This window comes from Paenibacillus sp. EB106-04-04-XG159, from assembly GCF_058791835.1.
The window spans coordinates 244,017-255,446 of the sequence record NZ_JBYTDY010000008.1 but is presented as its reverse complement, the minus strand read 5'-3'; the positions used below and the strand labels follow the sequence as shown (position 1 = coordinate 255,446).

Here is an 11,430-nt window from a genome sequence, read left to right as displayed (position 1 = left end):
CGCTGAATGATTCAAACGATCAAGATCGTCATCCTCACTCAACATTCGCTCGTTGTTCAGTTTTCAAAGAACAATTCCAGCTCGATAACCCTTAAGTTATCTTCGCTCTCTTGCGCCGTTTCGTTCAGCGGCGACTTTTATAATATATCATATTCGATCGTTTTGAGTCAAGCGTTTTTTTCGAAGTTTTTATCTTCTTTTGTCGAATCATGTTTGTGATCGACCGCTTGCTCTGTCTCAATCATTCACCCTTTTTGAAGGGCGAACTTTAATTTATCATATGCTTTGCACCTAAGTCAACACTTAATTACAAAAATAAAACCGTATCTTAAATGATACGGCTCCTATTACGTATTCTTCTCATCTATCTTTAGAGAACAACCTCTCGTTCGTCATTCCATCGATACACAGGGACTAACCCGAATGCGTCCCATGGCGGTTCCGGCAGCGTGAAGGAGCTCTGGACAAATCCTCTTAGAAGCAGCTTCTCCATAACCATCGGCAGGTGAGCCGCGACCGCATGCAGCTCCTCATGACGCTGAAGCTCATGGATCGCAAATCCATCCGCGGATTCACGAAGCACACGAATCAGCGGGGCCAATCTGGAATTCAGCTTATTCGTCATAGAGAACTCACACGCGAGAAGCGCAAGCTCCACCCGCTGCGATATGGTCTCACGGCTGCTAATAAGCTCTTCATACAGCTTATAAACACCTGGATTAGCAAGTCTGACTTGATGCCATATTAAGTCATGCCCGAATCCGCCGTTCTCCAGCACCGATACACGCGCCCATTCCGTGAGAGCAGCCGTGACGTATTGATAGGCATCTAGTTCCTGTCCATCCATCAGGCTTCGCTTCGCTTTCATGTAAGCATCAATGTATGCAGCGAATGATCGGAATAATAGCTGTTCAACCTGCATCTTGTTGTTCTCAGGAAGTGTCTGCTGCAAATGAGACACTCTACCGTCTCGGTCGAATTCAATTCTCCCTAATGAAATTAAGCGTTTAATGTCGTAGAATTCCACACCAGTCACCTCCAAAAGCTTGCAAATTGGAACGCGATCGATGACAATGCGCATCTCTTTATCATTCTCAATAATCATCGGAACGCTGCCATCAGCTTCGACGTCATCTGTAAGAACGATAATGTAAAGATGCCAATCAATAAACGACTTCAAGTTCACATCCACGGATTCTCGAGCCACCGAAATTATACCTGTGATCAATACATCATCAGTTAACTGCTTAAACAGCAATTCCGGCCCTTTATTTCCCATTTTCACAATTACCCCACGCTTTTTGGCTTTCTTTTACAACTACTCATAGTTTATAATTCTACATAGATCGTTTCTTTCCTTCTATTTCGATAAACATTCCATACTAGATAGGAGAAACTAATGATGAACAAACAATCGGAGCCATCGATCCGCCTGCATCGCATCTTTAGATCAAGCAAGATCAACGAGTTTCGCTTGTGGGGACTTGTTCTTACGATGGCAGGCATGGGACTTATGATTCTAGGAACATCGGGAATTGTCATGTGGGGGATATCAGCTCGGCCAATCGCAGCCATCTTCATGGCAATTGGTATGATCGTTCTTCTCGGCAGCGTTGGCATCTACTTCTGGGCGGGCATGCTCTCAACCAGCGCGGTCATGCTCCAATGTCCGGAATGCGGACGCCAGACGAAGATCCTGGGAAGAACAGACCGCTGCATGTTTTGTCGTACCGTGTTGACACTCGACCCTAATCAAGCTACCGAGAATCCCAACTTCGACAGCGACGGAAACCTGATACCTAATCAGCCTACCGTTCAAGTTGTCCATTCTAAACCATCATCTGATACAACAGCATGACGCCCGTAACGAAAAATCCCTCCAGCCGCCATATAAGGCAGTTGGAGGGATCACTTTATCTATTATTAATATTTCAGCATCTTCCACAATTCTTCATCGCCGAACGAACGCGCCCACACGGCAACTCCAGCCAACTCCATATCCTTAGCCATCTGAATACGTGAATTAATCGATGTTGTATCTTCGATCCATACCCGCTGCTTCTGACCATTTCCGGAAACTTCAGCATAATGCTGTCCTGTCTCTTCCGACATCACCGGCGTGACCTTATTCTCAGCGATCCACTTTTTAGTCGACTCCATGCCGATAGTCTTGGAGCTTACTTTCGTTTCGCCATTTTCCTCTGTTTCGGTCCAGATACGAGTATAGGTCGGCATACCAAGCACCAGCTTGTTCGCAGGCACAGCGTCTTCTTCCATTATTCGTCTCACGGCCTGCTCAGCCCACGGCAACGAGGAAACCGAACCCGCCTCTGGACTAGTTGCCCAGTGCTCATCATAAGCCATAACCATCATATAATCGACAGAACGGCCAAGCGCTTCACGATCCAAGAACATGGACCATTTCCCGCTGCTGGATTTAGCTGTGACATCAATCGAGACGACAAGACCTTCACGATGGAACTGCGGCGTCAGCTCACGCACAAACTGTGTAAGCTTGTCTTTGTCCTCAACGTTTACATTTTCATAATCAATATTAATTCCGTCGAGATCATACTGCTTCATATACTGAATCAACTGATTAATCGTCCTGCTGCGTCGTTCATAGGTTGATAAAGCCGCTGTCGTTCGCTCAGGCTCAAAGCTATTGCTGTACAGCGCCCATACAAACTTGTCTTGCTTATGCGCCCATTTCACCAGCTTCTCGTCAGCTTTAGAACTAACATTGCCTTCATCATCCGCTAGACTAAACCAAGTAGGGCTGATGACATTTACCCCAGGCATATCCGGAAGATCCTCTGTGTTCGGATTCTTACTATATACTGCTTCCCACGCTAAAGTTACAGGTATATTCTCTTGGACAAATGCAGGCTTCTCCAGCTTCTCAGCTTGCGGCATGCTCCAGGTTGTCGTTACTTCTATCTCAGATGAAGGAATATATCCGATCAACCCTTCGTCATCCTGGATTCGATACCATCCTTCATGTTCTCCCCACAGCGTTACCTTCGTACCTGCTGCAACTTTTTTCACAATAGGCGACTTCTTATTAGGCTCCTGCCTCATCGCATACTGTTTATCCGCTTCATCGGATGACACTACCTGTCCGTATTGCAATTCCTCTCCCGGAAGTACGAGCTGAACGACTCCGCTTACTGGGTATTCGATTGTCTTAACGACGCCAAGCTCCTCGAGCACAACACTAGGCACATAAATATTTTCATTCACCTTCTGAGCTGGCAGCTTCCAATCTTTCACTTTCCCATTAAGCGTTCCTTCGGAACTGTTCAGCGGCACAGTCGCGACATGAGTTTCATCTGTCAATATGACAAGGCTGGATTCTGATTCATATATAGCTTGCGGCATAATTCGCTCTTGTACTGCGGATAATGGTATTAACAGTGATTTGCCTCCTCCATAAGCGCTATGCGTGGTCATTTCACCGTTCCAAGTAATCGGTTGTTTAACCGTAGTATCCGGTGCTGCATATTCGTAGTTTGGCATCCACTCTTTCCAACCTTGCCATGCCGCAACCGTCAGTAGGCATACACCCAAGAGAATGAATAGACAGCCGCGTTGCCGTGAACGCTTCTTACCCTTGTTCGACTTCGACCTGCGTTTCTGATCTCTCCCGTATTTCATGTCATCCTCCTTATAGTCAAGTCCTATCTACTTTCGTTTATTTATAGTATCCATGCATATCAGGCGCCCTACACGAAAAAACGCGCAGCTCACCGCCGCGCGTTCAGGTTCATTATCAATTGACCTGCATGCTGTGCTTACTCAGCACACTCCTGACATACTCCATAGACTTCCATTCGATGACCATGAATATGATAGCCCGTGCGTTCAGCTGCCTTTTGCTCAATCTCGCCTAGAGCAGGCATTAAGAAGTCAGCAATCTTCCCGCATCTTTCACATATCGCATGGTAATGATCCGACACATTCGCATCAAAACGGCTGGAACTGTCTCCATATGTCAACTCATGAACTAAACCTGCTTCGATAAACATCTTCAGGTTGTTGTACACAGTAGCCACACTCATGCTTGGAAACTTAGGCTCCAATGCTCGATATATCTCATCTGCAGTCGGATGGGTCATGGATTCCATCAGGTATGCTAATATAGCATGACGCTGCGGTGTGATACGTACGCCGGACATCTTCAAATGTTCCAATGCATGCTGTACCCGAGTCGTCATCCTGACCACCACCTTCATTATTATTATTTCTTAACGTCGGGTAACGTCATTACATTATAACAATTCTCAAGAAATAATTTCTATACGTCCATTGTACGTCTGTTTTTTAAATTTTGTCAATGTAAACTTCAATATTTGTATTTTTAACTCATCAGGAACGAGAATTGAGCGTTATATCCCCATTGGCATCAAGATTCAATTCATAAAGACCAGAGCCGAGTACGCCGTTCATCGCATAATCGTCTATTTCCAATGGGAACGTGCTGGTGACATCCCCAAAAGAGTTGCGAGCGTGAACACGAGCGTTGATGTCATCTGGAAGCTGAATTGTAACATCACCCGCTAGGGCGGATACGTTCCAGTTGCCTGCCATCAGCGTTGAATCACAATCAATGTCACCATTTAACGTCTCCATCGCTACTTCGCCATAAGCTTCATGGAGTGTCAGATCTCCGCTCTTCGTCGTCATCTGAACTGCACCATTGATCTCTAAAGCTGCAATGTCTCCGTCTGAAGTTGTGAATACGCCGTCGCCTTGAATTCGCTTCATCTCGATATCGCCATCATATGTTTCGAGCTTCGTTGAACCTTTAACATCGGCTCCCCGGATGTCGCCATTCGAAGTCAGCGCTGTAACGTCGCCATATAGCTCCTGAATGTAGATATCCCCATCACTCACCTTAATGTTGATTGGAATAGATAAGTGAGCAGGCACCACAGCTTGAATATCAACTCTTATCTTCTCATTTTGCTTAAGCAGTTGATCCGGCCCTTCAACTTTCACCGTCCACTGCTTCGACTCGGCATTCTTAACTACACGAAGCTCAATCTGATCTGCTAACTGTTGGCCACTGTCCTTGGATCTATCATACACTGTAACAAGGCTGGAAAGCTCCAACTGCTGTACATTACCGCTCTTGACATATATATCTCCTTGAGAATGGCTTATGCTCAGAGCCGATACATCCGAAGTCATCGGTTCAGTCACAAGCGGACGTTCATACTGAACTCCATCCAGCAGAACCATCTGTTTCATCATCGAGAAATCAAATTGAATACTGCGCAGCCAGTCATTAAACAAATTGGGTTGAGCTGCTGTAAACACAAATGCCGAAATAAACACAGCCGCAAACATACCGATTACATCAAGCTTCCATTTGCGTCCAGACTTAATCAAGCTAAACCAAATGGCCTCGAGTCCCCAGCCGATGAGAACAAGAGGCCACCAAGTCAATAGAAGGGTTATATAATTCGTGTGCAGCAGCTGATCAATCAGCAACAGCACTCCTACACATACTAGAAGCAACGATGCAGTGATACGCCCTACCTTTATCATAGGCACACGCCCCTTCTTCTCTATCACGATTTCTTTCGCGACTCTTTAAAGAGAACGAACAGCCCTCCAATGATGAGCAGCAGCGCTCCTAGAAATGAGCCCGCATCATTAAACAACCAACGCAGCCAACTCGGATCAAAAGCAAACAGGAGCAGCATAATGCCGATTATGACAAGGAGCACACCGAGCCAAGGTCCTTGTCTAACCGTGCCCGTCGTTCCGTACAGCGTCTGCGTGTTTACTTTATCTGTATGCTGCATCGTATCGAATAAGTTGAAGAAATAAATGACCGGCATCAATAAGGAGAGCAGGACGATCAAAGGTACATTAGCCCCCATATTAGAAGTGAAATATACAATTGCAACGATATCCAGCGCTACGAGCATCATCATCAACAGACCGCGCTGCATTAAACCAAGATAAAAATGACCGAGGCCTGGAAATAGCGCAGACAGCATAACCGCAACGAACTTCCTCTTGCGCGGAGGCTTCTGATTCATAAAAGGCGGTTCCTGAACGTGATAATACGGTGCATTCGGATCACCTTGCCAATTCGGATTGCGTCGTGAATCGCGCTGCATGCGCTCTAATTCTCTAAGCCGCTCATCCATAAATGGATCGTTCTTATCGTCTGAACTGGAGAATGATCGATAATCGTTCATATGAGTTCGTCCCCTCCACAAATAGTAAAATTCCGCACAATATATAGCCGCGTCAAGTGTTCCTGTCCATATGCCAAGCAGCCGTTCCGACTCAGCTCAGATCCGCAGTCTGCATCCAAGCTCGCTTAAACAATGATTTCGCGCGATACAAACGAGTTTCAACCGTACGAACCGGCATAGCCATTTGTTCCGCAATCTCCGCGTACGAACGCTCTCGCATATGGTACATCACCATAATCGAACGATATTTGAGCGGCAATTGATTCAACGTATCCTGCACTTGCTTGCACTGTTCATGCTGAATCGCGCATTCTTCAGGCAGCTCGCACCATTGAGAAACACTTGTCTCAGGCATAAAGTCTGTTACTTCGCGATTGCTCAGGTCAACCTGGAGATTGGGCTTCCATTTTCGAATAGAGTCAATGAGTTGATTCCGAGTCAATCGGTACAGCCAAGTCGTAAATTTGGCTTCTCCACGATACGTATGCAAGGAACGATATACTTTCAGCCACACATCCTGTGCGATATCTTCCGCTAGATACTTGTCTGTCACAGAGCGACAAATACAAGTTAACACAAAATGTCGGTGTCTTTCCACCAATTCGTGAAAAGCATCTTCATTTCCTTGTTGAAAATCGATTACCAAGCTTTGATCCGTTTTCCTAGAACTTATATATACACTATTGTGTCTCACATTCATTGCATCCTTTCCATGACCTATCTCTGGTGTCTAATCCGCGCTTTCTTATTGGATAGTCTTATTGTACGGCGGAAAGGAGATGCAAAGAAACCTTCCTGAGTCTAGGAAGGTTTCACCGACTTTAGTCTAGGTATCGCTGGACCTTATTCAATAATGACCATGCTGATTCCCTTCAATCGTTCCAGCTCATCCACTAATGTAAACACTTCCATATGTTTCGGCAGTATAATCGTCATTTTGACTTCTCTGATTGTATGAGGATCATCATAGTCATGTTCAACAATCTTATGGAACATCGTCATCTTCTTGACTGCTATCCCATTTACTTGCATGCAGGAATTGATGTTCTGTATAACGTAAGAGGAGTCGTCCGTTTCCAGCGTCAACATCTTCAGTTTCTTCCCGTTAAAGTACCGCTTCTCCAGCTTACTGAACACAAACAAGTTAACAAGCACCAATACATTCGTAACGATAGCAGCGTAATAGAATCCTGCGCCGACTGCGAGCCCGATTGCAGCAACTACCCATAATGAAGCCGCGGTAGTCAAGCCAGCGATAGATTTACCTGTGAAAATGATCGTTCCCGCACCCAGAAAGCCGATGCCTGTAATAACCGCGGTAGCAAGTCGCGCCGGATCCACTCGTACGTTGCCTTCGAATACGAATTGAGAAAAGCCGTATATGGATAGCAGCATGATTAAGGCTGATCCCAGGCAAACCAGAATATGCGTACGGAGACCCGCGGGATGATTCGCCTGTTCCCGCTCCAAGCCAACAAGACCTCCCAGCAGCATGGCTAATAAAAGTCTAAGCGTAAGAGTAACGTTGTCAATAACCCATGGATTTACTGCAGCCTCTGAAACCATAGCACTTCCGGAACCTCCCCCTAGAAATAGTAACCTCAATTTATAGTTCTATATAGTTATTCGCTAGCATCCTCTATGTTGACCTTCATTTCCAGCGTGCGCAAATATACCCCTGGTGCTATTTCTACATCATGCAGCGTCTGAAAGCCCAAGCTTAGATACAGCCTAAGCGCCGGCTCGTTGCGCTCGCCTGTGCTTATGACGAATCGATCAATACCCGACTCGTTCAATACACTCTTCATCAATGAGCGCGCAATCCCCTGTCTGTAATGATCCTGCCTAACCATCAAGCGGCAAATGCACAATTCTCGCGGCGCTTCCATTTCCACAGCTACAACCCCAACCAGTTCATGGGAGGAATTATACCAGCCATAGAAGGTCTCCGTACTCTCTCTTAGCTGTTCTATCGTCTCCAATAGCGGGGGGATATCATAGTACTGCATCAATTCCGCTTCCGCTCGGTATGCTGTCTGTTGGATCTGCCATACGCTCAGCGCGATATCTTCATCCTGTATACATAGCTGTTCAATCATTGTATTCACCTCTCGCTTGAACTTGCCTATCGTCTTAGTCCTAATGTGTGTAAATATAATAATTCAGTAGTAGATTCAATATACAGAGAGCAACAGCGATTATCCATATCAAAAAACGGAGCTAGGCCGTGGAACCATCATCTGGTCTGTTCCTCGACGTTAACCCCGTTCATGATTATTAAGCTTGTTTCAATACTTCTATGAGAAGCTCATTGACGAGTGTAGGGTTTGCTTTCCCCTTCGTCTCTCGCATAACCTGTCCAACCAGGAAGCCGATAGCTTTCTCTTTGCCTGCGCGATAATCCTCTACTGACTGAGGGTTCGCGGCAACGATCTTCTCAACGATCGCGCGAATCGCGCCTTCATCGCTAATCTGAACAAGACCTTGCTCTTCAACGATCGTTTGCGGAGACTTGCCGCTCTCGATCATCGCCTTGAACACCGTCTTGGCAATCTTATTGCTGATCGTGCCTTTCTCGATCAAGCCGATCATCTCACCCAAGCCGTGACCCGTAAGCGCAACATCCTCTATTTCTTTGCCATTCTGGTTCAAGTAGCCGAGAAGGTCGCCCATCACCCAGTTGGCAACAGCTTTCGCATCAGAAGTATGAGCTAGACTCTCTTCGAATAGATCTGCCAACTTCTTGGAAGAAGTGATCACTTCCGCATCATAGCTCGGTAGGCCATACTCAGATGTATAACGCGCCTTGCGTGCATCCGGAAGCTCTGGAATAGAAGCGCGTACGCGCTCTTTCCAAGCGTCATCGATATACAGCGGCACAAGGTCTGGATCTGGGAAATAACGATAATCGTGCGCTTCTTCCTTGCCGCGCATCGTAATCGTGCGCCCTTGGGCGTCATCCCATCTCCGCGTTTCTTGAACGACTTCGCCGCCATCCTCCAGAATGTCCGCTTGACGATCTTCTTCATATTCCAAGCCGCGCTGGACACCGCGGAAAGAGTTCATGTTCTTCAATTCCGCTCTCGTTCCGAATTCCTTCTGCCCAAACGGACGAATACTGATGTTGGCATCACAGCGAAGCGATCCTTCCTCCATCTTCACATCGGATACATCACAGTATTGCATGATTGCTTTCAGCTTCTCCAGATACGCTTTCGCTTCTTCAGGAGAGCGCATATCCGCTTCCGAGACGATCTCGACAAGCGGCATCCCACAGCGGTTCAAGTCTACCAAGGACCCGAGGCCGCCATCGATATGCGTTAATTTGCCCGCATCTTCCTCTAGATGAAGGCGGTTGATGCGAATACGCTTCGTTTCGCCGTTCACTTCAATATCGATCCAGCCGTTCTGACCGATCGGTTGATCGTATTGCGAGATCTGATAGGCATCCGGCGAATCCGGGTAGAAATAGTTCTTGCGGTCAAACTTGCTCACGGATCCAATCTCGCAATTCAGTGCCATTGCTGCCTTCATCGCATATTCAACCGCTTGGCGGTTCAATACGGGAAGTACACCCGGATGACCAAGGCAGATCGGGCAGGTTTGCGAGTTCGCCGGCGCACCGAATGCGGTGGAGCAACCGCAGAAGATCTTGGATTTCGTGTGTAATTCCACATGGACTTCCAAGCCGATGACCGTTTCATATTTTGCATGCGACATGTCTAGGTTCTCCTCCTCTTACAACTGCGGGCGCAGCTTATGATGTTCAGTGTGCTGTTCATAGACGTGCGCCGCCCGGAGTACCGTCGACTCATCGAACGGCTTGCCGATAATTTGCAAGCCGACCGGCAGCCCATCCGCGAAGCCGCAAGGCACACTGATCGCAGGAACGCCTGCTAAGCTGACCGGAATCGTTAGAATATCGTTCATGTACATTTGGAGCGGATTATCTACTTGTTCTCCGATCTTGAAGGCTGTCGTCGGCGCTGTTGGCGCCATCAACAGATCGTACTTCTGGAACGCTTCATCGAAGTCGCGTTTAATCAAGGTACGAACCTTCTGTGCTTTCAGATAGAACGCATCGTAGTAACCGGAGCTGAGCGCATAAGTACCAAGCATAATGCGGCGCTTCACTTCTTGGCCGAAGGCTTCGCTGCGTGAGCGAATGTAGAGATCCAGCAGGTTATCAGGGTCAGCGGTGCGAACCCCATAACGAACGCCGTCAAAGCGCGCTAGGTTAGAGCTCGCTTCCGAGGAAGCGAGAAGATAATAAGCTGCTACGGCGTACTCCGTATGCGGCATGGATACCTCTTCCCACGTCGCGCCTTGAGATTCATATACTCTTAGAGCCTCAAGGATCGCTTCCTTGACTTTAGGGTCTACGCCTTCACCCATGTATTCCTTAGGCACACCAATGCGGAGGCCTTTGATATCACCCGTTAACGCTTCACTATAATTTGGGACATCCACCTGTGCGGATGTGCTGTCCATCGCATCGTAGCCAGCGATTGCCTGCAGTGCAAACGCGGAATCCTCAACTGTTCGGGTAAGCGGCCCGATCTGGTCAAGGGAAGAAGCAAACGCCACTAGGCCATAACGTGAAACAAGGCCGTATGTAGGCTTCAATCCGACAATGCCGCAGTAAGAGGCCGGCTGGCGAATCGATCCGCCAGTGTCAGATCCAAGTGCGAACGGCACTTGGCCTGCTGCTACAGCAGCAGCCGAACCGCCGCTTGATCCGCCGGGAACGCGCTCCAGATCCCAAGGATTGCGTGTCACCTGATAAGCGGAGTTCTCATTGGAGCCGCCCATTGCGAACTCATCCATGTTCAATTTGCCGACCGTGATCGCGCCGGCTTGCTTCAATTTGCGGGAAACCGTCGCATCGTATACCGGTACAAAGTTCTCCAAGAACTTGCTCGCGCAGGTCGTACGCAGACCATCCGTTACGATGTTGTCCTTCACTCCAACTGGGATACCAGCCAGAATGCCGGAAGCTTCTCCTTTAGCCAATAGTTCGTCCAACGCGCGAGCCGCTTGGCGGGCACGTTCCTCATCCAATGTTAAGAACGCTTGGACCTTCGATTCAGTCTCGGCAATACGTGTATAAGACGCATTCACCAGCTCCAACGCAGAGAGTGAACGCGATTGCAGTTGCTGTTTCAGTTCAGCTAGCGATAATTGCATCGGTGTCAATTCGGACAGCCTCCTTCTC

11 protein-coding genes are annotated in these 11,430 nt (G+C 47.6%); 1 reads left to right on the top strand and 10 read right to left on the bottom strand.

What is annotated here, in order from left to right:
• Positions 1-370: 370 nt before the first annotated feature.
• Positions 371-1,279, bottom strand: a complete 909-nt coding sequence (locus AC3WTP_RS12405) for a hypothetical protein (RefSeq protein WP_492394918.1) — start codon at positions 1,277-1,279, stop codon at positions 371-373.
• Positions 1,280-1,402: 123 nt separating this feature from the next.
• On the opposite strand from AC3WTP_RS12405, the gene AC3WTP_RS12400 reads away from it, so the two are divergent.
• Positions 1,403-1,858, top strand: a complete 456-nt coding sequence (locus AC3WTP_RS12400; protein WP_492394917.1) for a YgzB family protein — start codon at positions 1,403-1,405, stop codon at positions 1,856-1,858.
• Between the two features lie 65 nt (positions 1,859-1,923).
• Here AC3WTP_RS12400 and AC3WTP_RS12395 read toward each other — a convergent pair whose 3' ends face one another.
• From AC3WTP_RS12395 to gatA, 9 genes are all read right to left on the bottom strand, one after another.
• On the bottom strand, positions 1,924-3,657 hold the full coding sequence (locus AC3WTP_RS12395) for a glycosyl hydrolase family 18 protein (RefSeq protein WP_492394916.1): 1,734 nt from the start codon (positions 3,655-3,657) through the stop codon (positions 1,924-1,926).
• Between the two features lie 137 nt (positions 3,658-3,794).
• On the bottom strand, positions 3,795-4,217 hold the full coding sequence (gene perR, locus AC3WTP_RS12390) for a peroxide-responsive transcriptional repressor PerR (RefSeq protein ID WP_492394915.1): 423 nt from the start codon (positions 4,215-4,217) through the stop codon (positions 3,795-3,797).
• Between the two features lie 151 nt (positions 4,218-4,368).
• Entirely contained in the window at positions 4,369-5,553 is a 1,185-nt protein-coding gene (locus AC3WTP_RS12385) for a DUF4097 family beta strand repeat-containing protein (protein ID WP_492394914.1), read from the bottom strand.
• Between the two features lie 23 nt (positions 5,554-5,576).
• Positions 5,577-6,215 carry a hypothetical protein gene (locus tag AC3WTP_RS12380; protein WP_492394913.1) on the bottom strand — a complete coding sequence of 213 codons (639 nt, stop codon included), beginning with the start codon at positions 6,213-6,215 and terminating at the stop codon, positions 5,577-5,579.
• 91 nt (positions 6,216-6,306) lie between these two features.
• Positions 6,307-6,909 (bottom strand): RNA polymerase sigma factor, encoded by a 603-nt coding sequence (locus tag AC3WTP_RS12375; RefSeq protein ID WP_492394912.1) that lies wholly within the window; start codon positions 6,907-6,909, stop codon positions 6,307-6,309.
• A 149-nt stretch (positions 6,910-7,058) separates the two neighbouring features.
• Positions 7,059-7,781 carry an MgtC/SapB family protein gene (locus AC3WTP_RS12370; RefSeq protein ID WP_492394911.1) on the bottom strand — a complete coding sequence of 241 codons (723 nt, stop codon included), beginning with the start codon at positions 7,779-7,781 and terminating at the stop codon, positions 7,059-7,061.
• Positions 7,782-7,837: 56 nt separating this feature from the next.
• Entirely contained in the window at positions 7,838-8,314 is a 477-nt protein-coding gene (locus AC3WTP_RS12365; protein WP_492394910.1) for a GNAT family N-acetyltransferase, read from the bottom strand.
• 178 nt (positions 8,315-8,492) lie between these two features.
• Complete coding sequence (gatB, locus tag AC3WTP_RS12360) at positions 8,493-9,935, bottom strand: Asp-tRNA(Asn)/Glu-tRNA(Gln) amidotransferase subunit GatB (RefSeq protein WP_492394909.1); 1,443 nt, start codon at positions 9,933-9,935, stop codon at positions 8,493-8,495.
• Positions 9,936-9,953: 18 nt separating this feature from the next.
• Positions 9,954-11,411 (bottom strand): Asp-tRNA(Asn)/Glu-tRNA(Gln) amidotransferase subunit GatA, encoded by a 1,458-nt coding sequence (gene gatA, locus AC3WTP_RS12355; RefSeq protein ID WP_492394908.1) that lies wholly within the window; start codon positions 11,409-11,411, stop codon positions 9,954-9,956.
• Positions 11,412-11,430 lie beyond the last annotated feature (19 nt).

Coding starts and splice junctions, on each gene's coding strand:
- perR (WP_492394915.1), bottom strand. CDS start 4,217: ATGACGACTCGGGTACAGCATGCATTGGAACATTTGAAGATGTCCGGC.
- AC3WTP_RS12365 (WP_492394910.1), bottom strand. CDS start 8,314: ATGATTGAACAGCTATGTATACAGGATGAAGATATCGCGCTGAGCGTA.
- AC3WTP_RS12395 (WP_492394916.1), bottom strand. CDS start 3,657: ATGAAATACGGGAGAGATCAGAAACGCAGGTCGAAGTCGAACAAGGGT.
- AC3WTP_RS12380 (WP_492394913.1), bottom strand. CDS start 6,215: ATGAACGATTATCGATCATTCTCCAGTTCAGACGATAAGAACGATCCA.
- AC3WTP_RS12400 (WP_492394917.1), top strand. CDS start 1,403: ATGAACAAACAATCGGAGCCATCGATCCGCCTGCATCGCATCTTTAGA.
- gatB (WP_492394909.1), bottom strand. CDS start 9,935: ATGTCGCATGCAAAATATGAAACGGTCATCGGCTTGGAAGTCCATGTG.
- AC3WTP_RS12370 (WP_492394911.1), bottom strand. CDS start 7,781: ATGGTTTCAGAGGCTGCAGTAAATCCATGGGTTATTGACAACGTTACT.
- AC3WTP_RS12405 (WP_492394918.1), bottom strand. CDS start 1,279: ATGGGAAATAAAGGGCCGGAATTGCTGTTTAAGCAGTTAACTGATGAT.
- AC3WTP_RS12385 (WP_492394914.1), bottom strand. CDS start 5,553: ATGATAAAGGTAGGGCGTATCACTGCATCGTTGCTTCTAGTATGTGTA.